22 protein-coding genes and 2 tRNA genes are annotated in these 24,760 nt (G+C 71.5%); 12 read left to right on the forward strand and 12 right to left on the reverse strand.

All coding sequences use genetic code 11. From position 1 onward, the window contains the following. Window positions 1-91 precede the first annotated feature (91 nt). The gene (locus tag ACIQRW_RS08180; RefSeq protein WP_403756108.1) at window positions 92-1,315 is read left to right on the forward strand and encodes an NAD(P)/FAD-dependent oxidoreductase; all 1,224 of its coding nucleotides are present in this window, start codon (window positions 92-94) and stop codon (window positions 1,313-1,315) included. Window positions 1,316-1,745: 430 nt separating this feature from the next. Here the strand turns inward: ACIQRW_RS08180 and ACIQRW_RS08185 are convergent, their stop codons facing one another. Continuing rightward, window positions 1,746-2,159 carry an Imm10 family immunity protein gene (locus ACIQRW_RS08185; protein ID WP_073218564.1) on the reverse strand — a complete coding sequence of 138 codons (414 nt, stop codon included), beginning with the start codon at window positions 2,157-2,159 and terminating at the stop codon, window positions 1,746-1,748. A 326-nt stretch (window positions 2,160-2,485) separates the two neighbouring features. Between ACIQRW_RS08185 and ACIQRW_RS08190 the strand changes: the two genes are divergently transcribed. Beyond that, window positions 2,486-3,040: a hypothetical protein gene (locus ACIQRW_RS08190; RefSeq protein ID WP_403756110.1), complete on the forward strand. Its 555-nt coding sequence runs from the start codon at window positions 2,486-2,488 to the stop codon at window positions 3,038-3,040. 711 nt (window positions 3,041-3,751) lie between these two features. Continuing rightward, window positions 3,752-4,285 carry an NUDIX hydrolase gene (locus ACIQRW_RS08195; protein WP_403756113.1) on the forward strand — a complete coding sequence of 178 codons (534 nt, stop codon included), beginning with the start codon at window positions 3,752-3,754 and terminating at the stop codon, window positions 4,283-4,285. Here the strand turns inward: ACIQRW_RS08195 and ACIQRW_RS08200 are convergent. Then, a complete protein-coding gene (locus ACIQRW_RS08200; RefSeq protein WP_403756115.1) occupies window positions 4,263-5,609 on the reverse strand; it encodes a hypothetical protein in 1,347 nt (448 codons plus the stop codon). The two genes, ACIQRW_RS08195 and ACIQRW_RS08200, sit on opposite strands and share 23 nt — an antisense overlap. Before the next feature lie 323 nt (window positions 5,610-5,932). Here ACIQRW_RS08200 and ACIQRW_RS08205 point away from each other — a divergent pair, with 323 nt between their 5' ends. The 4 genes from ACIQRW_RS08205 (at window position 5,933) to ACIQRW_RS08220 (ending at window position 8,696) form a co-directional block, all read left to right on the forward strand. Continuing rightward, window positions 5,933-6,262, forward strand: coding sequence for a hypothetical protein (locus tag ACIQRW_RS08205; RefSeq protein WP_403756118.1), 330 nt, complete (start codon window positions 5,933-5,935; stop codon window positions 6,260-6,262). Between the two features lie 193 nt (window positions 6,263-6,455). Beyond that, window positions 6,456-7,580, forward strand: coding sequence for a radical SAM protein (locus ACIQRW_RS08210; RefSeq protein WP_403756121.1), 1,125 nt, complete (start codon window positions 6,456-6,458; stop codon window positions 7,578-7,580). Continuing rightward, a complete protein-coding gene (locus ACIQRW_RS08215) occupies window positions 7,577-7,741 on the forward strand; it encodes a hypothetical protein (protein WP_403756124.1) in 165 nt (54 codons plus the stop codon). Before ACIQRW_RS08210 ends, ACIQRW_RS08215 begins: the two co-directional genes overlap by 4 nt. Window positions 7,742-7,829: 88 nt before the next feature. Continuing rightward, the gene (locus ACIQRW_RS08220) at window positions 7,830-8,696 is read left to right on the forward strand and encodes a GNAT family N-acetyltransferase (protein WP_403756127.1); all 867 of its coding nucleotides are present in this window, start codon (window positions 7,830-7,832) and stop codon (window positions 8,694-8,696) included. A gap of 106 nt (window positions 8,697-8,802) precedes the next feature. Here ACIQRW_RS08220 and ACIQRW_RS08225 read toward each other — a convergent pair. Further along, window positions 8,803-8,875, reverse strand: a tRNA-Arg gene (locus ACIQRW_RS08225). A 239-nt stretch (window positions 8,876-9,114) separates the two neighbouring features. Next, window positions 9,115-9,205, reverse strand: a tRNA-Ser gene (locus ACIQRW_RS08230). 290 nt (window positions 9,206-9,495) lie between these two features. Between ACIQRW_RS08230 and ACIQRW_RS08235 the strand changes: the two genes are divergently transcribed. Both ACIQRW_RS08235 and ACIQRW_RS08240 read left to right on the forward strand, forming a co-directional pair. Continuing rightward, window positions 9,496-10,071: an SSI family serine proteinase inhibitor gene (locus ACIQRW_RS08235; RefSeq protein ID WP_403756130.1), complete on the forward strand. Its 576-nt coding sequence runs from the start codon at window positions 9,496-9,498 to the stop codon at window positions 10,069-10,071. Window positions 10,072-10,375: 304 nt separating this feature from the next. Next, a complete protein-coding gene (locus ACIQRW_RS08240) occupies window positions 10,376-14,581 on the forward strand; it encodes a PAS domain-containing protein (protein ID WP_403756133.1) in 4,206 nt (1,401 codons plus the stop codon). A gap of 93 nt (window positions 14,582-14,674) precedes the next feature. Here the strand turns inward: ACIQRW_RS08240 and ACIQRW_RS08245 are convergent, their stop codons facing one another. From ACIQRW_RS08245 to ACIQRW_RS08280, 8 genes are all read right to left on the reverse strand, one after another. Next, the gene (locus ACIQRW_RS08245) at window positions 14,675-16,327 is read right to left on the reverse strand and encodes a long-chain fatty acid--CoA ligase (protein ID WP_403756136.1); all 1,653 of its coding nucleotides are present in this window, start codon (window positions 16,325-16,327) and stop codon (window positions 14,675-14,677) included. A 199-nt stretch (window positions 16,328-16,526) separates the two neighbouring features. After that, entirely contained in the window at window positions 16,527-17,090 is a 564-nt protein-coding gene (locus ACIQRW_RS08250) for a SigE family RNA polymerase sigma factor (protein ID WP_012380021.1), read from the reverse strand. Between the two features lie 170 nt (window positions 17,091-17,260). Further along, window positions 17,261-18,427, reverse strand: a complete 1,167-nt coding sequence (locus ACIQRW_RS08255) for a lipid-transfer protein (RefSeq protein WP_403756139.1) — start codon at window positions 18,425-18,427, stop codon at window positions 17,261-17,263. Beyond that, window positions 18,424-18,852 carry a MaoC family dehydratase gene (locus tag ACIQRW_RS08260; RefSeq protein WP_403756142.1) on the reverse strand — a complete coding sequence of 143 codons (429 nt, stop codon included), beginning with the start codon at window positions 18,850-18,852 and terminating at the stop codon, window positions 18,424-18,426. Before ACIQRW_RS08260 ends, ACIQRW_RS08255 begins: the two co-directional genes overlap by 4 nt. Next, complete coding sequence (locus tag ACIQRW_RS08265; protein WP_403756144.1) at window positions 18,849-19,892, reverse strand: acyl-CoA dehydrogenase family protein; 1,044 nt, start codon at window positions 19,890-19,892, stop codon at window positions 18,849-18,851. The genes ACIQRW_RS08260 and ACIQRW_RS08265 overlap by 4 nt, the downstream gene beginning before the upstream one ends. A gap of 1 nt (window position 19,893) precedes the next feature. Next, a complete protein-coding gene (locus ACIQRW_RS08270) occupies window positions 19,894-20,979 on the reverse strand; it encodes a bifunctional MaoC family dehydratase N-terminal/OB-fold nucleic acid binding domain-containing protein (protein ID WP_403756147.1) in 1,086 nt (361 codons plus the stop codon). Further along, the gene (locus tag ACIQRW_RS08275; RefSeq protein ID WP_403756149.1) at window positions 20,976-22,184 is read right to left on the reverse strand and encodes an acyl-CoA dehydrogenase family protein; all 1,209 of its coding nucleotides are present in this window, start codon (window positions 22,182-22,184) and stop codon (window positions 20,976-20,978) included. The genes ACIQRW_RS08270 and ACIQRW_RS08275 overlap by 4 nt, the downstream gene beginning before the upstream one ends. A gap of 236 nt (window positions 22,185-22,420) precedes the next feature. Continuing rightward, window positions 22,421-22,735: a hypothetical protein gene (locus tag ACIQRW_RS08280; RefSeq protein WP_069757555.1), complete on the reverse strand. Its 315-nt coding sequence runs from the start codon at window positions 22,733-22,735 to the stop codon at window positions 22,421-22,423. Window positions 22,736-23,071: 336 nt separating this feature from the next. On the opposite strand from ACIQRW_RS08280, the gene ACIQRW_RS08285 reads away from it, so the two are divergent. The 3 genes from ACIQRW_RS08285 to ACIQRW_RS08295 all read left to right on the forward strand — a co-directional run bounded on the left by ACIQRW_RS08285 (window position 23,072) and on the right by ACIQRW_RS08295 (window position 24,684). Then, entirely contained in the window at window positions 23,072-24,031 is a 960-nt protein-coding gene (locus tag ACIQRW_RS08285) for a bifunctional DNA primase/polymerase (RefSeq protein WP_403756151.1), read from the forward strand. A gap of 123 nt (window positions 24,032-24,154) precedes the next feature. Beyond that, a complete protein-coding gene (locus ACIQRW_RS08290; RefSeq protein ID WP_403756154.1) occupies window positions 24,155-24,529 on the forward strand; it encodes a hypothetical protein in 375 nt (124 codons plus the stop codon). Next, window positions 24,520-24,684, forward strand: coding sequence for a hypothetical protein (locus ACIQRW_RS08295; RefSeq protein ID WP_403756157.1), 165 nt, complete (start codon window positions 24,520-24,522; stop codon window positions 24,682-24,684). The genes ACIQRW_RS08290 and ACIQRW_RS08295 overlap by 10 nt, the downstream gene beginning before the upstream one ends. Window positions 24,685-24,760: the final 76 nt, after the last annotated feature.

Consider the following 24,760-nt stretch of genomic DNA (forward strand, 5'->3'; position numbering starts at 1 on the left):
CCCCGTGACGTACGTCACACACCTCACCTGTCAGGAATCGCCGGGCTGCCCGGTTCAAGGGGCGAAACCGCGCGAGACAGGAGCGAAGGACATGCAGCAGAACATCCAGCAGCACCGCGTCATCGTCATCGGAGCCGGCTACACCGGAGCGAGTGCCGCCGGACGCCTCGCCAGGCGACTGCGCCGCGAGGACGTCTCCATCACCCTCGTCAACGCCGAACCCGACTTCGTCGAGCGCGTCCGGATGCACCAGCTCGCGGTGGGCCAGGACCTCCGCCCCCGCCCCTTCCACGAGATGTTCGCCGGCACGGCCGTCCGGCTGCGCCTCGGCAAGGTCACGGGCATCGACGTCGACCGCCGAACGGTGTCCGTCACCGACCCGGACGGAACCGGCGAGCCGGAGACCCTGCCGTACGACACCCTCGTGTACGCCCTGGGCAGCGCCTGGAACACCCACGCCGTCCCCGGTGCCGCCGAACACGCCCACGACATCGCCGGCCGCCCCGGAGCCCTGCGCCTGCGCGACCGCCTGGCCTCCCTCGCCCCCGGCACACCCGTGGTCGTCGTCGGCGGCGGCCTCACCGGCGTGGAGGCCGCGACGGAGCTGGCCGAGACCCGCCCGGACCTGGACGTCTCGCTGGCCGCCCGAGGAGCACTGGGCGACTGGCTCTCCCCCAAGGGCGCCAGGCACCTGCGGAAGGTCTTCACCGACCTGCGGATCACCGCCCACGAACACGCCGACGTCACCGCCGTGCACGCCGACCGTGTCACCACCACCGAGGGCGACATCCCGGCCGCGGTCACGGTCTGGACGACGGGCTTCGCGGTCCACCCCATCGCCCGGGCCACGACCCTGGAGACCGCCGACAACGGCCAGATCGTGGTCGACGGCACGATGCGCTCGACCTCGCACGCGGACGTGTACGCCATCGGCGACGCGGCCCTGGTCGCGGGCCCCGGCGGCAAGCCGCTGCGCATGTCGTGCGCCTCGGGCATCCCCACCGCCTGGCAGGCCGCCGACGCCATCGCGGCCCGCCTCACCGGCACCAAGCTCCCGACCACCGCACCCCGCTACTTCAACCAGTGCGTCTCCCTCGGCCGCAAGGAGGGCCTGATCCAGTACGTCACCGCCGACGACCGCTCCGTCAGCGCGGCCCTGACCGGCCGCGTGGCCGCCCTCTACAAGGAACTGGTCTGCAAGGGCGCGGCCTGGGGCGTCGCCAACCCGACCTTGGGCCTGCCGACCCGCCGCCGCCGGGTCACGGCGGAGCCGACGCGGGCGACCGCCACAGCCACTGCCGCCGAAGCGGCTTGAGGTCCCGGCCGACCCAGGACCGACAGCCAGGAGAGGCCCCCAGGATTCCCCCTGAGGGCCTCCGGCCCGCTGGCCAAACCCGGAGGGGCCCGGGCCTCCCACGCGGGCTCGCAGCCGCTCGGCCGGCTGATGCCCATCACAGTTCAACACCGCGCCGCGACGGTCACGCCGATCACCGCGTACCGCTCGGACCTCAACATCTGCGGCCTGACCGGCACTTCCCCAAGTGGGCAACGCGAAAGGCCCCCGGGATTTCTCCTGGGGGCCTCTGGCCTGCTGTGCACTCGGCAGGATTCGAACCTGCAACCTTCTGATCCGTAGCTCTAGCCGGATCGGTCAGCTACGGCCATACCGGTCGGGTGACGGCCCCAAGAGGTCACTGTCAGACAGGGCCGGTTGCTGTGGTTGCTGTACTCCGCTGCTGTACCGGTTACAGCTTGATCAGTCGTGGGCGGGCTTCCTGACGCCCGTACGCCAGGATGCGCGGCAGCACCTTGCGCATGCGCCTCACGTCATCCGCCGGCGCCCGAAGCAAGGCCTCGACGATGGGATCGGCCAAGCCAAGGGCGTCCAAGAACGCGGGATCCAAGGTCACCCGCAGCACATCGCCGTGCAGCTCCACTTCACGTACGCAGCCGTAGGCTGTGCCCTGGTCGGGCGTAACGAGACAGTGCGTATCCATGCCGAGGCCCACCTCCTGTGCGTCAGGTTCCTCGAAGTCGCACATGAACAAGAGGGAGAAAGCCTCCTCATCGTCTGACTCGGCCACCCCGGCCATCAAGCAGTCATCCTCGTCCGGATCGTCGAGCCCGCACGCAAATCGAGCTGTGAATCTGTATGCCATGTCAGCGTTCTAACACTCAGGACTGACAGTCACGTTTGCATTGCTCGGGCGGCCGAGCGCGCCTCAACGCCACAGGCGGTGCACCTCCAGGAGATGCACCGCCCATATGGTCTGGCCCTTGAAGCTGCGGCCTCATCTCTATCAGGTCGATCGTGAGGCCGACTAAATGTCGCCCAAGTTGTGTCTGGCCCCGGCTGGCGGTTCGTTGAGGTCCAGGGGCATTCATCGCCGTCCGGCATTGTTGATGTCAGACGCTGGTGTCAGACGTTCGAGGCCATCTTGACAACTTGGCCCCATGCCTGAAGCACAACCGCGAAGATAACGTCGTGACTGACACAACTCTCGTCGCCCTGATCACAGCCACCGCCACGCTTCTATCCAGCAGCATCACCGGCGTAGTGGGATACGTAGCAGGAAGGCATCAACTTAAGTCGCAGGCGCTTCTCCAGACCGCACAGATATCTGCGGGGAACGAAGCCTCCGTTCGTGAGCTGAGGCGTAGCGCGTATGTTGCTGTCCTGAACCAGCACTCGGTCGTTGAGAGAGCGATGCGGGCCGCCTGGGAGGATACCGCGTGCGCTGAGTTGAACTCCTCTGGGCGCTATGACGAACTCAACCGAGAGCTGAACGCCCTGCAGGAGAGACTGCATCTGGCTGAACTGGAGGGTTCGCTCGACATCGCGGCCCGAGCTGCAAGGATCATGGCTTTTGAATCGCGGAGTATGTCCGATTTACTGGCAGTAGTCGCGGAGAACGCAGCCAGTACTCAGCCTCCGGCTCATCACGCTGCAGAGATGGCAGCCTCCTCTTGGAGTCGCAGAATCGACGTGCGGGACTCGTTCATCGGGACTGCTCGGGAAGTTCTGGGAACAAGCCTCTAGTAGCCACGTCTCAGAGAGGCGGCTTCGACGTCTGCCGCCTCTTCCCTTCCTACACCCCACCCACCACTCACCCCAGCTCCCATCCCGTCCGCCTTCGACCCACACACCGTGGAGCGGGCGTGGTTCAGGGCGTCAAGGTGGAGCGCGCCACTGTACGAACGACCTTGACGCCCTGGGCTGCGAGTGCTCGGCTCTGCCTGGGTCGAAGGTGGTCGGGATGGGAGCCCCACGGCGCTCGCCCTACTCCGGCCGGCACTCGCGAGCGGTGCCCCTCCCATCCCGGAGTCTGAGCGCCCCCGCCGGAGGCATCCTCTTGAAGCCGCGGGCTTGGCTCTCGTCTCATGCCCCACGGGCCTACACAGCGGGCGCGCGTCGGCGGCGGCAGCGCCGAGCGGGCCGAAGGCAGGAGCGCGGGCGCAGCCAGAGTCGGGAAGCGCGCCCGGCGGAGCGGAGCGCAGCCGGGTGCCTTGATGAGGTAGAGAAACCTGTAACAACCGGCCCAGCGCACATCCGCTTCGGCCCGTCCAAGAACAGACGAAGCACGGCTCATCCATCGGACGGCATGAGCGTTGTGCTTCTCGTGGGACATCCCTGACGTGCCACGTCGCACCCATACCCTGTATGCGTCAATGTGACGCGAACTTCTCCGATGCACAGTCAATACGCCCGCAACTCTGCGATGCTGAAGCCCGATCGAGAGGGGCGGCAGCAATGCAGTGGAAGATCCACGGGGAACGTCCGATCTACGAGAACAACTGGGTGAACCTGTGGCTCACCGACGTCGAGACCCCGGACGGGAACCGCTGGGAACACCACGTCGTCAAGCTCCGCCACCTGGCCGTGGCCGCCGTCGTCAACGAGCGCCACCAGATTCTGATGATGTGGCGACACCGCTTCATCACCAATGCCTGGGCGTGGGAGCTGCCCATGGGCTTGGTCGAGGAGGGCGAGACGCCCGCGGAAGCGGCAGCCCGTGAGGTGCTGGAGGAGACCGGCTGGCGGCCCGGCCCGATCACGCCGCTGATCTACGCCGAGCCGGCCAACGGCATCACCGACTCCCAGCACCACATCTTCCGAGCCGACGGGGCAACGTACGAGGGGCCGCCGACCGAGAAGAACGAATCGGACCGGATCGAGTGGATCCCACTGGCCGACGTGCGAGGCATGATCGACCGTCGCGAGATCGTCAGCAGCGGTTCCCTGGTCGGACTGCTCTATGTCCTCATGGACGAGGCGATTCGTTGACCTGACGGGGCAGCACTTCCCGGAGCCGGGACTCGAACGCCACCGCGGCCGGTTCGCGGCGGAAGGGCTCCAACTGGTCGTAAAACTCCCGTAGGTGGCCAGTAACTCGTCGCGAGCTGACGGCCGCCGCCGGGGCCAGGGCGTCCATGGCCGTGTGGCACGCCTCATCGAGTTTGCCGCGCTGAAGCTGGGTGCGCGCGAGCCAGAAGGCGTGGAAGGCGCGGCCTCGGTGGTTCGATGCGTGCTCACGGCGTAACGCGTCTGCGATAAGGGGTTCGGCGAGGGCGGCTTCGCCCAGGCGACCGTGCGCGATACCGGTGTCCACGATCAGCTTCGGTTCGCCGAAGTAGGCGACCCAGGCCGGGTCCGGATCACCGGTGCTGATCCGGCCGAAGTGGGTGTGGGCTTCCGAGATCGCGGTGTGGGTCGCGCTGTGGTTTCCGAGGGTGGCGTGGGCGAAGGCTTCGCGCATCGCAAGCATGGCCAGTACGCGTGGTGTCGTTCCGGCGGCTGCTCGGGCCTGGTCCTGGGCGGCCATGACGAGTGCGAGGGCGTCTCCGGGCTTGTCCTGGTAGGTGGCCTGGAGACTCATGCAGGCAAGGACGTTGGCCATGAACTGGCGGTCGTCGATGGTCTTGGCCAGACCGAGGGATTCGGTGAAGTAGGCGCGTGCCTGGTTGTACTGGCGGGCGTCGAAGTAGGTCCATCCGGTGAGCCGGGCAAGCTCGGCCGCAATGCTGTGCAGGCCGTCCCGCAGTGGAGCAGGGCGCTGCTCCTTGAGGAGATCGACGACGTAGCGGAGCTGGCCGACGACGGCCGGCCGTAAGGTCTCGCCGCCGTGTTCATCGTCCCGGCGCCAGTAGTCCGCGATCGACGAATGCAGCGCGTCCAGCGTAGACGGGCTAAGGGCCCGCTCGGCCGCCAGGGCGAGGATGCTGTCGACGTCCGCCCCCGGCAGCCCGGCGGCCAGCGGTTCGACGGCCGAGGTCGGCACCTCGGCCGGTTCGCGGGGCGTGACCGTGAGGCTGGGCGGTGTCTCCCAGGAGCGTCGGGCGAGGCCGAGCATGTGTCCGGGGATGCGCAGTCCGTCCGCGATCCGTTCGATCACATCCATGTGCAGTAACTGCCTTTTTCCGGCCATTACTTCGCCCACGCGGCTCGGGGTCAGGTCGCAGCGGCGCGCGATTATCGATGGGTAGATGCCTGCTCGTGCCTTGACCAGGTGAAAGATGCGGCCGAAGTCTCTGGCCTGGCATGCCTCGATCATCGCCGGGTCCGTGAGCAGGCTGACCGGGAGTTCCTTCGAGCGGGATGGCACGGACATCGGGCACGCTCCGGTATGAGGACTACGGATCGCTGCACTTGGTCAACCGAGAGTGATGTTACCCACGTTGGGTAATCCGCCGGGCCTTTCTGGCCTGCCCCACGGATCGCGATGCTCCTAACCATGGCGAACGGACAGGAGAACGTACGGATGACGTTGCGGGTCTCCCGCGACTCCGGCCAGACGTGGGGACCTCTCGCAGATGTACGCGCGGGCGAGAACCCGGTGATCCCGGAGAACCCGGGTCGCTACCCACTCTGCCTCTGCCCCCGGTGCTCGCAGCAGACTCAGAATGCCGTCTCATCCTTCCGGATGGTGTCGTGATGCGGTGCGCGCACTGGCGTCGGGTGCCCCTCGACCTGGCACGGGAAGCGCGGGAGAAGTCGGCCGTCACATACATCGACAGGGCCGTGCAGTGCCAACTGTCCGCGCACGACGAAGGTGAGCACTTCGGTCTCCTCACCGACGACGGGGCGTACGGGACCGCGCTGTGGCTCCGCTGGTACGGAACGGGCGAGGTGGAGCTTGTCGTGCTGCCGGACTGCCCGGTGGTTGCCCCGTGGCCCGATGGTGAGGGCTGCTGTCTGTTCGCCGACCACGCCAAGCAGCACTCCTGGAAATGCGCCCCGGAAGGGGACTCGTGCACCAACTGATCGCGAGCCCACACACGCCCCGGTGCCCTCGCTCGCCTCGCAACGAACAGTGCGGGGACTGCGGTGGCAGAGGCGCCAACTCGTCCGGCAGAACGTGCGGCACCTGCAACGGGCTGGGCGAGATCCACTGCCGTGCCGGCTGCCAGAAGTCCTGTGTTCTGTCCCGCTCCGTGATCCGGAAGGAGGGCCACCGATGGCCCACGCTCTGATCGCCTCCCCATTCCTCGACGGACACCTTCTCCTCAAACCCGGAGCACGGGCCGGTGCCCGCATCTCCGCCGACCACTTCGACGGCCTGCGCCAGGCCGCCACCAGCGGGGGGCCGCTTCCCGCCTGGGCGGTGCAGACCGCCTCCGACGTGTGGGGCCTGGACCTGGGCGGCCGGACCACGCAAGGCACCGTGGTGGTGCGCGAGCCGTCCCCGTACGGCTACTGCCGGGCGTCCTGGGAGATCAACCTCGGCTGCAACTTCGGCTGCAAGCACTGCTACCTCGGCGAGCGGCCCTTCTCCGGCCTCGGCTGGGACGACAAAGTGCGGCTGCTCGACATCATGCGGGACGCCGGTGTCCTCTGGCTCCAGATCACCGGAGGCGAGCCCACCATGGACCCCCACTTCCAGGGCGCCTACCGGTACGCCTGGCAGGCCGGGATGATGCTCACCATCTCCACGAACGGCTCGCTGCTCTGGCGACCTGACCTCCTCAAGCTCTTCCGGGACTGCCCGCCCTACCGCCTGGTGGTCAGCATGTACGGGGCGAGCGAGGAGTCCTTCGACACGCTCACCCAACGCCGCGGGGCGTGGAAGGCGTTCCGGCGCGGCATGGCCGCAGCCCGCGAGGCGGCCCTGCCTCTGCGGATCAACGTCGTGGTGACCGAGGACAACGCCTCCGAGGCCGACGAGATGGCCGCCCTCGCCGACGAGTGGAACGTCGAGAACCACGCGTACACGAACATGACGCCTACGATCTACGGCGGCGGAGAGCCGCTCCTCGCCCAGTCCGCCGCCCACCTACGGCAGCGCAAGCCGTTCGCCGGCTGCAACGCGGGACACACCTTCTTCCACGCCGACCCCCACGCCAGAGTGTCGATCTGCAAGGTCGGCCGCGACGACCAGATCGACCTCATGGCCGAAGGCATCGACGGCCTCACCCGGCTCGGCGCCATCGCCGACCGCCTCATGCTTCGCACCGGTGGGTGCGAGGGCTGCGCCCTGTCCGGCACCTGCCGGGTCTGCCGCCCCCTGGCCAAGCACTACCAGGAAGCCAAGGCGCCGCTGCACAGCTACTGCCAGCACGGAGACAAGGAGAACGCCTCATGACCCCGTCCGTACCGGTGACCATCCTCCCCGGCCCGCCGACCTCGGCCCGCCGCGCCGCCCCGCCTGTCGCGACCGCGTCGATCACCGCCGTCCAGGACCTCGACGTGATCGTGGAGAGCGCGGAGTGCTCCTGCGACGCCGGTGACGACAACCCCCACTGAGCGACACGATCCGGTCAACTCCCCTCAGGCCCCGGCATGCTCGCGTCGGGGCCTGAGCCCTGCCCGTCCCATCACTAGGGTGCCGCTCATGTTCTTCCGCTGGGACTGGCTCCGGCCCCAACTGACCGCGCCGATCGTGCCGACCCTCGGCCCCGTCCACCCCGACGCCCTGACCCTCGACATCTTCGAGGACATCCTGCAAGCGGCCGGCACCGGGGACTTTCTTCCTTACGACAAGGACCGGCGCTGGGGTGGTCAGAAGGACGAAAAAGTCCTCCGCGAAGTCGTGGTCCATCAGCCCGAGCACACCCTCGTCCCCACCCTGACCCGGCGCGGACACGGCACAGTCAAAGTGTTCGCCTACGGGTCCCCTGACAGCGCGGTGGGGGAGGCCGCCGAACTGGCCGCCAAACTCGCCGCCGCGCACGACGTGGTCAACGCCCGGGTCGTACGTCCCCTCGGCCCCGAGACCTCACACCCGCGCGGCACCCGCATCCAGCTGAAGGACTTCACCAACGGCCCCTGCCCCGCCCCGGACGGCCCGGTCCGCCCCGTCACCGCCTGGCCGGCCGCCGTCCAGAGCACCTTCGCCCCGTTCGCCGAGTCGGTGGCCGCCGACGGCCTGGCCTTCCTTCACACCCAGATGCAGGCCGGTCGGTGCGGCCCAGTCCTCGCCACCACCATCGGAGACCGCATCGTCGGCGCGATCGGCCCCATGGAAGTGCGCGCGGATGCGATCGGACGCCCCCAGCTCATGCCCCAGTACTTCGCCGTCCTACCCGAGGCCCGAGGCAAGGGCGTCGGACGCCTCCTGTGGCGGGCGGCGATGCACTGGGGGCAGTCCCACGGCGCCGCCTACCAACTTCTCCAGACCGAGGTCGGCGGCCCTTCGGATCGACTGTGTCGCTCAGAAGGGCTGGCCTCCCTCGGGTTCAGTCGCATGACGCACGTCTAGCCTTTGAGGGGGAAGACCCCGATGGCCACCACCGTTGCTGTACTTCGCTGCGTACGGGCAACGCGAAAGGCCCCCAGGATCTCTCCTGGGGGCCTCTGGCCTGCTGTGCACTCGGCAGGATTCGAACCTGCAACCTTCTGATCCGTAGTCAGATGCTCTATCCGTTAAGCTACGAGTGCTTGGCGTTCCGGGCTTTTTTCTCCCCGGTCGGCGTTGCGAGAACAACATTACATGACCTGCGCCGTGACGCGAAATCCATTAGCCGCACCGCTGCCGACCTGCGGAAACGGCCTCCCGAGGGCTGTCTCGGCCACCCTCTCGAACCAGCCACGAACCGGCCCCGGCACCCCCTGCGCGCCCTCGCGCGTCCCGGAACGGCCGAAGCCCCGTGCCAGGGGCACGGGGCTTCGGGGTGGGGCGGAGGCGGAGGGATTTGAACCCTCGATGGGCTTTAAGACCCAAACCGCATTAGCAGTGCGGCGCCATAGACCGGACTAGGCGACGCCTCCAGACACACTTCGCGCGGACGCGAGTGGTGCGTGCAGATGATGACACAGTCGAGCGTCGTGCCACCAATCGCCGCACACGTTACTAGGCCCCCGGGGGCCAGGGCAAAGCAGTTCGGCGTGGTGCCGCAACGTCCGGGCGTGGTGCGCGTTAGAGAGGGGTGGGGGCTCCGGTCTCCGTCAGTCGTCGTCGCCCGTCAGTCGTCCGTCAGCCGTGGCGCCCGGGCGGGTCGGTGATCAGCCGTGACCGCCGCCCGTGGCCGACCCCGCTGCAGAGATCCTGGAGCTTCCGCATGCTGCGCCGTCTCGCCCTCACCGCCGTCGTCTCGCTCGCCGCGCTCGCCACCGCCGTGCCGGCGTCCACCGCCACCGCCTCCGGCCCCGGGTCCTCCGGCCCGACGCCCGCCGCCGTGCCCACCTCCGGGCCGTTCGCCGCCGCCCGGCCCTCCCTCGGGCCGCTGCCCATGCCCATCCCGCTGCCCGGGTTCCTGGAGGGCGGGGGCGGGAAGGGCGCGGGTGAGGCGGGCGAGGTGCTGACGCGGCTCACCGTCTCCGTCGAGAACACCGGGGTCGCCGGAGCCGACGGCACCTTCGAGCTGGAGTGCGGGCCCACCGGGGGCAGCCACCCGCAGGGGCAGGCGGCCTGTGACCGGCTGGCGGAGGCCGGCGCCACCCGGTCCGGGCGGCAGGAGCTGTTCCGGCCGACCCCCGAGGGCACGATGTGCACGATGATCCACGGCGGCGACGCCACCGCGCGCATCGTGGGCACCTGGGAGGGACGGGCCGTGGACACCACCGCGAGCCGCCGCGACGGATGCGAGATCGCGCGCTGGAACAGCCTCGTGCCGGTCCTTCCGGACGTGCGATAGCCCGTCGACCCCGGCGTAAAAGCGTTCGCCTCCGCGTATCCGCCGCAGACGGCTCCGGGGGCCCCGCGCGCCCCGAAGGACCTGGCCGAGCCGCGCGTCCGCGCACGTCACAGGGTGCGCGGACGCTCACGTCATGGGCCCGCGGCATACACGCCGCGCACAGAACCTTGGTGAGAGCTCCCCCTCATCCGCCGCCCCTGGGGCCTCCCCTGCCCTTAGACTCCTCCAGTGACAGTCTGCGGCCCGAGGGGCAAGATGGGGCCCGCTGTCGGCAAGGTGCGGTAATCAGGGAGGAAGCGTCGTCGTGAGCAGCAGGCCATCCCGAGGCACTGCTCGCCTCGCAGCCATACTCGATGCCCTTCCTGACGGGCTTCTGCTCGTCAATTGCAACGGCACGGTCGTCAACGCCAACGCCATCGCCCTCGAAATGTTCGAGACCCCGGGCACCGCGCTCGTCGGTCGCGGACTGCTCGATCTGCTGCCGGAGTTCGACTCCAAGCTGATCCCGGGTTCGATGCGCCGGCCCGAGGCTGCGGACGAGCAGGGCAGGACCAAGCCGACGCGGATGACCGCGCGGCGCACCGACGGCATCGAGTACCCGGTCGAGGTCACCAGCGCGAGCCTCGACAGCGGGCAGGCCGCGTACAACGACATCCACTCCAGCTACACCGGTGACGAGCTGCTCATGCTCGTCGTGCGGGACCTCTCCGGCACCGTCGACACCGAGGCGGAGCTGGCCCGTTCGCAGCGGCAGACCGAGATGATCCTGCGGGCCGCCTCCGAGGGCGTCGTCGGCACGGACACCGACGGGCGCGTCGTCCTCGTCAACCCCGCCGCCGCGCAGATCCTCGGCTTCCGGGCCAGTGACCTCGGCGGCCAGGAGCTGCATCCGCTGATCCTGCACTCGCGGGCGGAGGGCGAGCCGTTCCCGTACGAGGACTCCCCGCTCGCCGACACCCTCAAGTCCGGGCGCAAGCACCGGGTGCGCGGGCAGGTGCTGTGGTCCAAGAGCGGCGCGCAGGTGCCGGTGGACCTCACGACCGCGCCGGTACGGGACGGGGACCAGCTCGTCGGCGCGGTGATGACGTTCACCGACCGCCGGCCGTACGAGGAGTTGTCGGCGCAGCACAAGAGCGTCGTCGCCGAGCTGACCACGAGCCACTCCGCCGAGGTCACCGCGCTCAAGGAGGCGCACGCCGCCGAGCTGGAGGCGCTGAAGGAGGCGCACGCCGCCGAGATCGCCGACCGCAGCGAGCGGTACGCCGCCGAGATCGAGGGGCAGGCCGAGCTCCTCGCCTCCCTGGGCGCCCAGCACTCCCAGCTCACCGCCGTCCTCGGCGGTTCGCTGCGCGGGCCCCTGGAGGAGCTGCGCGGCGAGCTGTCCACGCTCGCCTCCGACCCGGCCGGGCAGCTGTGGCCCGAGGCCAACCAGATCCTGCACCATCTCGCCGCCGGGTACGCCCGGATGACCACGCTCGTCGACAACGTGCTGGGGTACCAGCGCCTGGACGCGGGGGTGGAGGGGCTGCACAAGGCCCCGGCGATGGTGGACGGCATCGTCACGGGCGGTATCGACGGGGCGGTCGAGCTGATCGGTCCCGGGCGCGCCCAGTTCGCCGTGCACGCCCCGCCGATCGAGGCCGAGGTCGACGCGCCCCGGCTCGCGACCGCCATCGCTCACCTCGTCGCGGACGTCTGCGGCGTCGATTCGACCGGCAAGACCCGGGCCGTGCCCGGGGGCGGCTATGTCGACTCCACCGTGGTCGTGGCCGCGGCCCAGCGCGGTGACGTCGTACGGATCGAGGTGCGCGGCCCGTTCGCCGGGGGCGACCCGGTGCACGAGCCGATCGTGCGCGGCATCGTCCGGGCGCACGGCGGGGTCCTCCAGACGCACGAGATGCCGGGCATGAGCGGCAGCGCGTACGTGCTCGACCTGCCCATCGGCACCGCGTCCGGCACGATCGCGCCCCCGGAGAGGGACGGCACCGCCCTGCTGCCGGAACCTCCCCCCGCCGCCTCCTCGTCGCCCGAAGGGCTCGGAGCGCCGGGCGTCACCAGCGGCGGCCGGCGCCGGGCGCGCAGGTCCTCCACCGACGCGTTCCTGGACAGCCCCGGCGGTACGTCGGAGAGCGTCGGCGACAACGCGGTCGGTGCCGTGGCTCCCGTTTCCGATGACCGCCCGGCCGCCGAGCCGACCGGGCGGCGGCGAGCGCGCCGTGGGCCGGCCGCGTCCGAGGAGCAGCAGGCTCCCGAGCTGATCCCGGCCCAGCAGGGTGAGGGTTCCGGGCGTCGGCGCGGCCGGCCCAGCCCGGCCGAGGCGGCCCCGGGCACGGTGCCGGCCGACGGCGCCCGGGAGCAGCCCCAGCCACCGCAGCGGGGGGCGCTGGCCCTGACCTCCGCCCCGTCCCCGGCGCCCACCGCCCCTTCCGAGGGGTCGGTCGTCACCGCGGCCGAGAACGCCCAGGGCGGCGGTCGCCCGCAGCTCGGGCAGACCGTGCCGCCGCAGGGCGTCCCGTTGAGCCCGCAGCAGCCCGTGCCGCCCACCGGGCGGCGGGCCCGTCGTGAGGGCGAGCCCGCCCGCCCCGCCCTGCCCGCCCTCGCCTCCGGCAACAGCGGCAACAGCGGCAACAGCGGCAACAGCGGAACTGAAAGCAACGGCGGTCAGCCCGGGCCGGAGCAGTCCCAGCAGCCCGGAGGGCGGCGTGCCCGGCGCGCGCTGGCCGCCGCCCAGGAGCGCACCGCGGCCGAGGCCGGGCCGCGCACCGCCTTCGCCCTGCCGCCCGCCGACGCGGACCGGGCGCCGCTCGCCCCCGACGCCCCGGTGGCCCCCGGCGACGGGGCGAGCGCGCACCACGCGCGTACCGCACCGGAAGCCGGTCACACGCCTCCGCAGGCGCACCCCGTCGCCCCGGCGCACACCGGCCCGCAGCCGGACGGAACCTCCGGGCAGGGTTTCCCGGCCGCGCCCGGAGCGGCCCACGCGCCCCGCCTCCCCGGAGCGGCACCCCACGCGCCCGGCCCGCACGACGGCGGCGTACCGCAGGCTCCGAGCCCGGCGCCGGACCTCGCGCCGTGGGGCGACACCGGGCAGAACGTCCACCCCGACACCGGGCAGAACGTCCCCTCCGGCACCGGGCAGACCGGCGCCGGGCGGACCGCCCACACCACCGGCGTCGCGGCCGTCGCCGATCCGGTGACGCACCCGGCCGACGGTGACGCGGGCGTCCCGGGCCCGGACGCGCGGCGGCAGCCGCTGCCCGCCGAGGAGCCGATGCCGGACGGCAGCAACCCCGACTCCACGCAGGGGAGGGCCTTCAGCGTGCGCACGCTGGGCCAGGGCGTGCCGTTCGCCCAGCACCTCGCGCATCAGCAGAACCAGCCGCATCAGAGCCTCGGCGGGGCCGGAAGGCGCCGCAAGCTCGCCGCCCCGCCGGAGGGCGACCGCTCCCCGGCCCGGGCCACCGACGGAGCGGCGAGCCCCGCGCAGGCGCCCGCGCCGCAGCAGCACCAGCCCCGCACCCACCCCCAGGACCAGGGCCAGGGGCCGGACCAGGCGCAGGAGCCCGGTCGGCCGGGTCAGCCGGGTCAGCCCGGCCAGCCGGCGCAGGGCGGGCCCGGTGCCGCCTACGGTGAGGGGCAACTGCTCGCGCAGCCCGTCGCGGAGGGGCGCGCGTACGCCATAGGGGCGCCCGACGAGGGGGCGGAGGGTCCCGAGCCGCTGGACGGGCCCGGAGGCGCGGTCGAGGTCGCCAACCGGCCGCACCCGCACCCGGTCGACGACGAGCTGCCGCCCGAGCCGCTGGACAACCCGCGCCGGCTGCTGGTCTGGCCCGCGCCCGACGTGCCGACCCAGCAGGCGCTCAGCGACCGGGGCTACCGTCCGGTGATCGTGAACTCCCGCGAGGAGGTCGACGCCCAGATCGCCGCGTTCCCCGCCGCGCTCTTCGTCGACCCGCTGACCGGCCCCATCACCCGTACCGCGTTGCAGTCGCTGCGTCAGGCGGCCGTCGCGGCCGAGGTCCCGGTGCTGGTCACCGCCGGCCTGGGGCAGGCGACCCGGGAAGCGGCGTACGGCGCCGACCCGGCCGTCCTGCTCAAGGCACTGGCCCCCCGCGACAGCGAGCAGCACCCCTCGCGGGTGCTCCTGATCGAGGAGCACGAGGAGATCGCGGTGGCGCTGACGCAGACCCTGGAGCGGCGCGGGATGCAGGTGGCGCGTGCCGCGACGGACAGCGAGGCCGTCGACCTGGCGGGCCGGATGCGGCCGAACCTCGTGGTGATGGACCTGATGCAGGTACGCCGCCGACGCGCCGGGATCATCGACTGGCTGCGGGCCAACGGGCAGCTGAATCGCACCCCGCTGGTCGTCTACACCTCGGCGGGGATGGACCAGGCGGAGCTGCCGCGCCTCGCATCGGGTGAAACCGTCCTCTTCCTGGCGGAACGGTCGACCAGCGACGAGGTCCAGTCGCGGATCGTGGACCTGCTGGCGAAGATCGGCACCAACTAGACGGACGCAGGGGGCAGAAAGGGGCGGGGGCGGTACGGGTGTCCCGTACCGCCCGCGCCCTGTTTCACGTGAAACAGGAGAAGGCCCGGAGCCTCAGAGCCGGGTGACGTCCAGCTCGCCTTCCGCGTACTGCTTGCGGATCACCTTCTTGTCGAACTTGCCGACGCTCGTCTTCGGGACGGCGGCGATCACCGACCAGCGCTCCGGCAGCTGCCACTTGGCGATGCCCGACTCCGCGAGGAACTCCTTCAGCGCCTCGTAGTCGGTCCCGGTGACGCCCTCCTTGAGGACCACCGTCGCGAGCGGCCGCTCGCCCCACTTCTCGTCCGGCACGGCGACGACGGCCGCCTCAGCGACGTCCGGATGGGCCATCAGCGCGTTCTCCAGCTCGACGCTGGAGATCCACTCGCCGCCCGACTTGATGACGTCCTTGGCCCGGTCGGTGAGGGTGAGGTAGCCGTCGGTGCTGATCACACCGACGTCGCCGGTCTTCAGCCAGCCGTCCTCGCTGAACTTGTCCTCGGGGCGCAGGTGCTCGCCGTCGGCGCCGCCGTAGTAGGCGGCGGCGATCCAGGGGCCCCTGACCTCCAGCTCACCCGCCGACTCGCCGTCCCACGGAAGGTGTTCGCCGCCGGGGCCGACCAGCCGCGCCTCGACCCCGGCGGGGAAGCGGCCCTGGGTGACCCGGTACGGCCACTCCTCGTCGGCGCTCAGGCCGGCGGGCGGGTGGGCCATGGTGCCGAGCGGCGAGGTCTCCGTCATGCCCCAGGCGTGGCAGAGCCGGACGCCGAGCTTGTCGTACGCCTCCATCAGCGAGGGCGGGCAGGCCGCGCCGCCGATGGTCACGTTGGCCATGGAGGTGAGGTCGCGCGGGTTGGCGGTGACCTCGGCGAGCAGGCCCTGCCAGATGGTGGGAACGGCTGCGGCGTGCGTCGGGCGCTCGCTCTCGATCATGTCGGCGAGCGGAGCGGGCTGGAGGAAGCGGTCCGGCATGAGCATGTTGACGCCGCTCATGAACGTGGAGTGCGGCAGGCCCCAGGCGTTCACATGGAACTGGGGCACGACGACCAGCGTGGTGTCCTTGTCGGTCAGCCCCATCGACTCGGTCATGTTGACCTGCATCGAGTGCAGGTAGATCGAGCGGTGCGAGTAGACGACGCCCTTGGGGTCGCCCGTGGTGCCGGAGGTGTAGCACATGGCCGCGGCCTGGCGTTCGTCCAGCTCCGGCCAGTCGTAGGTGGTGGGGCGGCCCGCGATCAGTTCCTCGTACTCGTGCACGCGCGGCGTGACGCCGGCGAGGGCGGAGCGGTCGCCGGGGCCGGACACGACCACGTGCTCGATGCTCGGCAGGTGGGGCAGCAGCGGCACGAGGAGCGGCAGCAGCGAGCCGTTGACGATCACCACCTTGTCGTCCGCGTGGTTGACGATCCAGGCGAGTTGCTCGGGCGGCAGCCGGAGGTTGAGGGTGTGGAGCACGGCGCCCATGGAGGGAATGGCGAGGTACACCTCGACGTGGACGGAGTTGTTCCACATGAGCGTCGCGACCCTCTGGTCGCCGTCGACGCCCAGCTCGTCGCGCAGCGCGTTGGCCAGCCGGGTGGCGCGTGCGCCGATCTCGGCGAAGGTGGCACGATGCGGCTCGGGTTCGCCGGTCCAGGTCGTGACCTGCGACTTCCCATGAATCGTCATCCCGTGGTGCAGGATGCGGGTGACAGTCAGCGGTACGTCCTGCATGGTGCTCAGCACGGCGTCCTCCCGGTAGGCGCTACGCGGCAGTAAGGTTCCGCTGATTCTGCGCACATACCACGCGGTATGTCACTACTCGCGGGAGAATTCCTGCCGGGGAGCCTGCTCCGGGACCCTGCGTCGGACCGGTAGCGGAACATAGGCGGAACACGTGGCAGGGCCTTCCGGGTCGTCCGGATCGCGTGCCGGGCCGCCCGGATCAGCGGACCGGCGTCAGCTCCGGGTCCTCGCGGAGCTTGCCGAGGGCACGGGAGACGGCGCTCTTGACCGTACCGATCGACACGCCGAGCACCTCCGCCGTCTGGGCCTCGCTCAGGTCCTCGTAATAGCGCAGGACGACCATCGCGCGCTGGCGGTCCGGGAGCTTGAGCACCGCTCGCCACATCGCGTCGTGCAACGACTGCTGCTCGGCCGGGTCCGGCGCCGGAAAGGCCTCCCGCTCGGGCAGTTCCTCGCACGCGAACTCGTCGACCTTGCGCTTGCGCCACTGCGAGGTGCGGGTGTTGAGCAGCGCCCGCCGGACGTAGCCGTCCAGCGCCCGGTGGTCCTCGATCCGCTCCCACGCGACGTACGTCTTGGCGAGCGCGGTCTGCAGCAGGTCCTCCGCGTCGCACGGGTTCGCGGTGAGCGAGCGCGCGGTACGCAGCAGGACCGGTCCACGGGCCCTTACGTACGAGGAGAACGACGCGTAGGGCGCGTGGGGGTGGCCGGCGGCGGTGGCAGAGGCCGCCCTGGAGGCGCCCGTGCAGACTGGCGTGGTCATGTACTCCACGCTAGGAGCGGGCACCGCCGAGGGGATCGCCCCCAGGTCCCGAAGGCTCGTCCGCCTCAGGTTGTAGGGGGTGTGCACCCTGCACCTCCTGAAGGTGGACGGGCCTCCGCCCGGCCGTAAGGGTCCGCCCCCGAGAGCCCCCCGCGGCCGGGCCTCGCCGCTCAGCCGTCCGCACCGATGACCAGGCCCGACGTCGGAACCCCCGTACCCGCCGTGACCAGCGACCTCGCCGCCCCCGCCACCTGGTTCACCGAGGTCCCCCGGATCTGCCGGACGGCCTCCGCGATGCCGTTCATCCCATGGAGGTACGCCTCCCCCAGCTGACCCCCATGGGTGTTCAGGGGCAGCGCGTCCGCAGCGACGAACGCCCCGCCCTCCCCGGGGCCGCAGAAACCGAACTCCTCCAGCTGCATCAGGACGAACGGGGTGAAGTGGTCGTAGAGGATGCCCACGTCGATGTCGGCCGGCGACAGTCCGGAGCTGCGCCAGAGCTGCCGGGCGACCACGGCGGTCTCCGGCAGGCCGGTCAGCCCGTCCCGGTAGAAGCTCGTCATCTGTTCCTGCGACCGGCCCGCGCCCTGGGCCGCCGCGACGACGACGGCGGGCGGTCGGGGCAGGTCGCGGGCGCGCTCCAGGCTGGTGACGACGAGGGCCTGGCCGCCGTCCGTCTCCTGGCAGCAGTCCAGCAGCCGCAGCGGCTCCACGATCCAGCGGGACGCGGCGTGGTCGGCGAGCGTGATCGGCTTCCCGTAGAAGTACGCCGCCGGGTTCCGCGCCGCGTGGAGCCGGTCGACCACCGCCACATGCCCGAAGACCTCCGGGTCGAGGCCGTACGCGTGGAGGTAGCGCTGGGCCGCCATCGCCACCCAGGAGGCCGGGGTGAGCAGCCCGTAGGGGAGGTTCCAGCCGAGCGCCGCCCCCTCGGCGGTGGGCTCGCGGCGCTGGACGCCGGAGCCGAAGCGGCGGCCGGAGCGCTCGTTGAAGGCCCGGTAGCAGACGACGACGTCCGCGATCCCACTCGCCACCGCGAGGGCGGCCTGCTGCACGGTGGCGCAGGCCGCGCCGCCGCCGTAGTGGATCCGGGAGAAGAACGACAGCTCGCCGATGCCGGCCGCCTGGGCGACGGTGATCTCGGGGCTGGTGTCCATGGTGAAGGTGACGAGCCCATCCACGTCGGCGGGGGTGAGACCCGCGTCGTCGAGGGCGGCGCGGACGGCCTCGACGGCCAGCTTCAGCTCGCTGCGGCCGGAGTCCTTGGAGAACTCGGTGGCCCCGATGCCGACGATCGCGGCCTTCCCGCCGAGCGAGTCGGCCCTGCGGATGCTCATGCTCCGGGCCTTTCGTCGCTCGGGGCCGGCAGGGTCACGATGACCGTGCCGGTGACGTGGCGGCCGATGCCGTTGTCGCCGGTGACGGTGATCGTCGCGCGTACGGGCTCTTCGCCGGTCAGCTCGGTGACGCGTCCGGTCAACCGCATGATGTCCCCCGGGTAGTTGGGAACGCCCAGGCGGATCGCGACCTTGCGGAGAACGGCGTTCGGGCCGAAGTGGTCGGTGATGTAGCGGCCGACGAGCCCGTTGGTGGTGAGGATGTTCATGAAGATGTCGGGGGAGCCCTTCTCCCGGGCCAGGTCAGCATCGTGGTGCACGTCCTGGTAGTCGCGCGAGGCGATGGCCCCGGCGACGATCAGGGTCCGGGTCAGCGGGATCTCCAGGGGCGGCAGCTCATCACCGACGCGGTACGTGTACGTCACGACGCGTCCTCCCGACCGCTCTCCGCGAGCAACAGGCCCAGTTCCTCCAGGACTTCGCTGCCGCAGCCGAGATACGCGTCGAGCTGACGGCCCCAGAGGAAATGCCGGTGGACCGGGTGGTCGAGGTCGGCACCCGTGCCGCCGTGCAGATGCTGGCCCGCGTGGACGACCCGCTTGCCCGCCTCCGAGGCCCACCAGGCGGCGGTCAGCGCCGCTGCCCCGTACTCCCGTCCGTCGTCCCGCCGCCAGGCCGCCTCGTACGCGGTGACCCGGATCGCCTCGGTATCCATGTGGGCGTCGGCGGCGCGGAGCAGGACGCCCTGGTTGGTGGAGAGCGGGCGCCCGAACTGCTCGCGGGTGACGGTGTGGTGGACCGCGCGGGCGAGTGAGCCCGCGCACACCCCGGCCTGGAGTCCGGCGAACGCGGTACGGGCGGTGGCGAGGACGGCCGCGTACGCCTCCGGCCCGCCCCCCAGACGCTCCCCGCGTACGCCGTCGAGAACCAGCCGTCCCGCCGCCCAGGGCGCGGTCGTCTCCACCGGCACCACGGCCACGCCCGGCGCGCCCGCCTCGACGATCCACAGGGCCCGGTCGGCGTCCGCCACCAGCACCTGGGTGGCGTCGCGCAGCCAGGGCACCCAGGGCACGGCCCCGTACAGCGCCCCGTCCGACGTGTGTATGCCGCCCCGCGCCGGGAAGGCGCCGGTCGCCACCGACGTACCGTCACGCAGACCGGGGAGCAGGCGCTCGCGCTGCTCGGGCGCGCCGTGCTCGGCGACCGCGAGCAGCCCGTACACACAGGTGGCCGCGAACGGGACCTGCGCGGTGGTCCGGCCCTGTTCCTCAAGGAGCAGGACGAGGCCGAGCAGCCCGATGTCCTCGACCGCGCCGGGCAGTCCGGCCGCGCACAGCTCCTTCCACAGTTCCGCGTCGGTGCCCGTGCCGGCCGCCGCGAGCCGCTCGTGGGTGGACAGGTCGCCGAAGATGCGCGCGGCCAGTCCCTGTGCGGCGGACTGCTCCTCGCTCGGGGTGAAGTCCATCTCAACCGCCTTCGCTCGCCCGGAAGACGGGCAGTTCCAGGTCGGGGTCCGTGACGAGGAACTCCAGGTGTACGGGCATGCCGACGCGGACCTTGTCGTACGGCACACCGATCACGTTGCTGACGATGCGGACGCCCTCGGCCAGTTCGATCAGCGCGACGGCGTACGGTCCGCCCTCGCCGGACGGGCTGAAGGCGGGGAACGGCGGGTGATGCATCACGACATGGCTGAAGACCGTGCCCCGCCCGTCCGCCTCGACCGTGTCCCACTCCGCGCCGCCGCAGGCGTTGCAGCCGGGCAGCCAGGGGAGGCGCAGGGTCGCGCAGTCGGTGCAGCGCTGGATGAGGAGCCGGTGGTCGGCGACTGAGGCCCAGAAGCCGGCGTTGTCGCGATTGATCACGGGCCGGGGCCGCAGAGGAGGATCAACGGGCTTTTCCCGTTGTGCGGGGCGGTACTTGAGGATGCGGAAGCGGTGCGTTCCGGCGGGCTCGCCGTCGGCGCGGACGTCCGTGCGGGTGGTGACGAAGTAGCCGGTGCCGAGCTTGGTCGTCTTGCGCCGGGAGACGGACTCGATGACCGTGTCGAAGGTGATCCGGTCGCCGGGGCGCAGCGGGCTCGCGTACTCCTGCTCGCAGTCGGTCGCGACGACGGAGGTGTAGCCGCCGCCGTCGAGCAGGGCGAACATCTCGTCGTACGCCGCGGAGCGCCCCGTTCCGTCCGTGTGCCCGGAGAGCCCGCCCATCGTCCACGCCTGGAGCATCGTGGGCGGGGCGACGGCGTCCGGGCCCCGGTAGGCGGCCGAGGTGTCGCCCATCGCCTCGCACCAGTGCCGGATCATGGGCTCGTTGACCGGGTCCTTGCCCCTGCCCCCGGTGGCGGCGGCGCGGCCCTCGTAGGCGGCGAGCCGCTCGTACAGCTGATCCCGGTCGTCATGCGCCTGACGCACCTGGCCGTCATGCGCCGGGACCTCACGCTCCCGGCCCTCGTCATCCCGCGCGTCACGGACCTCGTGCTCGCGCGCGTCGCGCTGCTGGCTCTCGTACTCGATCTCGACCTCGTAATCGACCTCGTACTCCCGCGCGCTCATCGCTTGCTCCGGGTCATCCCGAGCCGGGCCGTGGCGACGATCTCGCGCTGCACCTCGCCGACACCGCCACCGAAGGTGTTGATCTGCGCCGCGCGGTTCATCCGCTCCAGCTCACCGCCGGGCCCGAAGCAGCCGGGAGAGCCACCCCGGAGCAGGGCGGCGTCCCCGACGGCCTCCTGGCACATCCGGTAGACCTCGACCGCGCTCTCGGTGCCCGCGAACTTCACCCCGCTGGCCTCTCCGGGGGCGGGTGCTCCGGCGCCGACGGCGTCGACCAGCCGCCAGTTCAGCAAGCGCGTCGCCGTGAGCCGGGCGTACGCCTCCGCGAGCCGGGCGCGCACCCACGGCTCGTCGATCCGGCGGCGCCCGGTCACGGGATCGGGGGTACGGGCGTGGGCGAGTGCCTCCTCGTAGAAGTCCTCGGCCTGCATGCCGATCGCGGCCAGGGCGACGCGTTCGTGGTTGAGCTGGCTGGTGATGAGCTTCCAGCCGCCGTTCTCCTCGCCGACGAGGTTCGTGGCCGGGACGCGTACGCCGTCGTAGTAGGTGGCGGTGGTGGTGACCCCGCCCACCGTACGGATCGGCGTCCAGGAGAAGCCGGGGCAGTCCGTGGGCACCAGGACGATCGAGATGCCGCGGTGCTTGGGGGCCTCGGGGTCCGTACGGCAGGCGAGCCAGATCCAGTCCGCCTGCTGGGCGTTGCTGGTGAAGATCTTCTGGCCGTCGATGACCCAGTCGTCGCCGTCCCGCACGGCACGGGTCCGCAGCGCCGCCAGGTCCGTACCGGCATCGGGCTCGCTGTAGCCGATCGCGAAGACGAGGTCGCCGCCGAGGATGCGGGGCAGGAAGTACGCCTTCTGCTCCTCGGTCCCGTACGCCATCAGGGTCGGGCCGACGGTGTTGAGCGTGACCATGGAGACGGGGGCGCCGGCCCGGTACGCCTCGTCGAAGAAGACGAACTGCTCGTCGGGGCCCCGGCCCCGGCCGCCGTACTCCTCGGGCCAGCCGAGGCCGAGCAGGCCGTCGGCGCCGATCCGGCGGAGCAGCCGCCGCTGTTCGACCGCGTCCGGCCCTCCGCCCCCGCTCTCCCCCTTCCCCTTGCCTTCCCCCGTCCCTCCGCCCGCCGCATCGGGCAGCAGCGCGCGGAAATACGAACGGAGTTCGGCACGGAGCCGCTGCTGGCGTTCCGTCGGAGCGAGATGCACGGAGGGCCTCCAGAGCTGCGGATACGGAAAAGCCGGAGCGCTCCCGTCCGGCTACCGATGTACCCGGTGACCGGCGGCCCACGTTCCGACGTTTCTGACTGTCCGTCAGATAATGACCCCTGTCAAGACGGCGACAGCCCGCGCGAGGACACCTGAGTGCCTTCGCGCGGGCTGCCGTTCGGTCGGCCGGAACCCACCCCCCGGGAGGTCCCGACGGCCGTGTCACCCGAGGAGGATCACCAGAAGATGGGCGTGAAGTTCACCGCGACGCTGTGGTCCGACTGGTCGATCGGCACGAAGGCCGAATTGCTCACCTGGGCGGACGTGTTCTGGTTCGACGCACCGGTCCCGACCGCCTGCTGCTGGGTCGTGGAGGAGTTGCCGGCGTTGTTGCCGCCGACACCGCTGCCGCCGACCGTCGCCACAGCCGCGTTCGATCCGTCGTTCGCGAAGGAGCCGTTGTCCGCCATGGCGACACCGCCGCAGAGCGCGACGGTCAGGGGCAGCGCGGCGACAGCGGCGAGGGCACGAGCGGTACGGATACTTGCCATGTCATTTCCTCCAGGAAACGGAATTGCGGCTTCATATTCGGCTGGTCCCGGGGGAGTTGGCCAACCACCCCGGTGCTGTTCACAACGTCGCGAGACCAGAGTTGCCCAGCACGCCCCCGGCGAACCCCTCCCCACCTCCCGATTCCCCCTCACGTATGACGAAGAGCGGATAAACCTCCCAAGCCGCGCGAAAGTCCAGGTCAGCGAAGCGACCTCGACGACCCGTTGGCACGCCCGGGAAGAAGCGTTCCGCCACCCGCCCCTCCCGAACGCCTCCACCCCACCCCACACCCCTCCCCCCTTCCCTTATTCGAACGCGTGTACGAAAATGGTTCCATGGCCACCATCGACCGGCAGACCCCCACCCTGGCCCTCGCCCACGCCCTCGCCGCCGCCGGGCGCGGCCTCCCCGTCTTCCCGCTCTCCGCCAGCAAGCTCCCCGCGCTGCGCTCGCCGCACCGGGGCGAGCAGCCATCGACGCACTGCCGGGGAGAGTGCGGGCTGCCGGGACACGGGGTGCACGACGCCACGACCGACCCCGCGGCCGTCCGCGCCCTCTTCGCCGCCGCCCCCCGGGCCACCGGCTACGGCATCGCCTGCGGACGGGCCCCGCACCGCCTCATCGGCATCGATCTGGACGTCGACCCCGCGTACGGCAGCGACGCGGCGGGCGCGCTGCGGCAGCTGGCCCTCCAGCACCTGTTCACCATCCCGCCGACGGTCACGGTGCTCACCCCGAGCGGCGGCCGCCACCTCTGGCTGACCGGCCCCGCCGACGCCACGGTCCCCAACTCCGCCGGCCGCCTCGCCCCGGGCATCGACATCCGCGGCAGCGGCGGCTACCTGGTCGGCCCCGGCTCGGTCACCGCCCACGGCCGCTACCGCCTGGCCCCCGGCACCGCCCACCTCACCCCGGCCCCCTGTCCCCGCGCCCTGCTCCGCCTCCTGACCCCACCGCCCGGCCGCACCCCGCGCACGGGTACGAGCCCGGCCTCCGGCACCACGTCCGAACCGGTCACCGGCACGGGCTCGGGCCCCGGCGCACCGGCCACCGCGGCCCGCCGCGGGGAGGGCCTGATCCAGTTCGTGCTGGCCGCCCACGAGGGCCAGCGCAACACCCGCCTGTTCTGGGCGGCCTGCCGCGCCTACGAGCACGGCTTCGGCGACGCCCTGGCCGACAAGCTCACCGCCGCCGCCGTCCGCACGGGACTGCCGGAACACGAGGCCCGCGCCGCGATCGCCTCGGCGGCACGGCTGACCTCGGGGCGGGGCGAGGAGCAAGACGGCGCGGCCTGACGGGGTTCTCTGCTGCTCCACACCACGCCGGACGCCCGCGACGACGAGCGCGCTTTCACCACGGCGCCCACGTGCACGGCCCCCGGCGGAGGCGATTCCGACTGCCTGCGGACGGTCACCGCGGTGCTCGACCGCACCGAGAAGGAGACCGGGCGCAAAACCCCGTCGTACTGGCTCTACCTCACCGAGGCCGACGGAACGTCCACGCGCACCCGGATCGAGAGCAACCTGGAACGGCTTCCGGCTGCCCGTCCGGGAGCGAACATCGAGGTCACGTACTGGCAGGACCAGATCCGGTACGTCGACTTCGGCCCGGATCGCCGCTACACGAACGCGGACCCGCGCGAGTCGTTCCGGATGCCCCTCGCCATCGGTCTGCTCCTCGGCGTCCTCGGGGCGATGTTCCTGACGGCCGCGGCCTGGCGCAGCAGGCGGCCGCCCGGGCGTTCCCCCGGCGGGTCGGGGTCGGCCCCGCGTTCACCGACGGCATGTTCCTGACCCTGTTCGGCGCGCCGACTCCCCGGCCGAGCGATGACATCGGCGATGCGTTGCAACTGACCGGCGCGGCCGGCGTGGTGGTCTTGGCGCTCTGCGCCCTGGCCGCCCCGTTCCCGCACCGGCGCCATCGCGGCGACGACACGATCGCGCTGTAGCCGTCCGTGCCGACCGTGCCGACCGAGGAGGCTCCCACCACGGCAGCCCCGCACGCCCTCGGCCCGCCCGGCCGCT

It is taken from the genome of Streptomyces sp. NPDC091287 (assembly GCF_044768525.1).
Taxonomy (GTDB): Bacteria; Actinomycetota; Actinomycetes; order Streptomycetales; family Streptomycetaceae; genus Streptomyces.

Excerpts from the sequence above, each read along its gene's own strand:
- ACIQRW_RS08210 (WP_403756121.1), top strand. The coding sequence starts at position 6,456 with ATGGCCCACGCTCTGATCGCCTCCCCATTCCTCGACGGACACCTTCTC.
- ACIQRW_RS08205 (WP_403756118.1), top strand. The coding sequence starts at position 5,933 with ATGCGGTGCGCGCACTGGCGTCGGGTGCCCCTCGACCTGGCACGGGAA.
- ACIQRW_RS08220 (WP_403756127.1), top strand. The coding sequence starts at position 7,830 with ATGTTCTTCCGCTGGGACTGGCTCCGGCCCCAACTGACCGCGCCGATC.
- ACIQRW_RS08215 (WP_403756124.1), top strand. The coding sequence starts at position 7,577 with ATGACCCCGTCCGTACCGGTGACCATCCTCCCCGGCCCGCCGACCTCG.
- ACIQRW_RS08200 (WP_403756115.1), bottom strand. The coding sequence starts at position 5,609 with ATGTCCGTGCCATCCCGCTCGAAGGAACTCCCGGTCAGCCTGCTCACG.
- ACIQRW_RS08185 (WP_073218564.1), bottom strand. The coding sequence starts at position 2,159 with ATGGCATACAGATTCACAGCTCGATTTGCGTGCGGGCTCGACGATCCG.
- ACIQRW_RS08180 (WP_403756108.1), top strand. The coding sequence starts at position 92 with ATGCAGCAGAACATCCAGCAGCACCGCGTCATCGTCATCGGAGCCGGC.
- ACIQRW_RS08280 (WP_069757555.1), bottom strand. The coding sequence starts at position 22,735 with ATGGCAAGTATCCGTACCGCTCGTGCCCTCGCCGCTGTCGCCGCGCTG.
- ACIQRW_RS08195 (WP_403756113.1), top strand. The coding sequence starts at position 3,752 with ATGCAGTGGAAGATCCACGGGGAACGTCCGATCTACGAGAACAACTGG.
- ACIQRW_RS08235 (WP_403756130.1), top strand. The coding sequence starts at position 9,496 with ATGCTGCGCCGTCTCGCCCTCACCGCCGTCGTCTCGCTCGCCGCGCTC.
- ACIQRW_RS08270 (WP_403756147.1), bottom strand. The coding sequence starts at position 20,979 with ATGAGCGCGCGGGAGTACGAGGTCGATTACGAGGTCGAGATCGAGTAC.
- ACIQRW_RS08265 (WP_403756144.1), bottom strand. The coding sequence starts at position 19,892 with ATGGACTTCACCCCGAGCGAGGAGCAGTCCGCCGCACAGGGACTGGCC.
- ACIQRW_RS08285 (WP_403756151.1), top strand. The coding sequence starts at position 23,072 with ATGGCCACCATCGACCGGCAGACCCCCACCCTGGCCCTCGCCCACGCC.
- ACIQRW_RS08250 (WP_012380021.1), bottom strand. The coding sequence starts at position 17,090 with ATGACCACGCCAGTCTGCACGGGCGCCTCCAGGGCGGCCTCTGCCACC.
- ACIQRW_RS08255 (WP_403756139.1), bottom strand. The coding sequence starts at position 18,427 with ATGAGCATCCGCAGGGCCGACTCGCTCGGCGGGAAGGCCGCGATCGTC.
- ACIQRW_RS08295 (WP_403756157.1), top strand. The coding sequence starts at position 24,520 with ATGTTCCTGACCCTGTTCGGCGCGCCGACTCCCCGGCCGAGCGATGAC.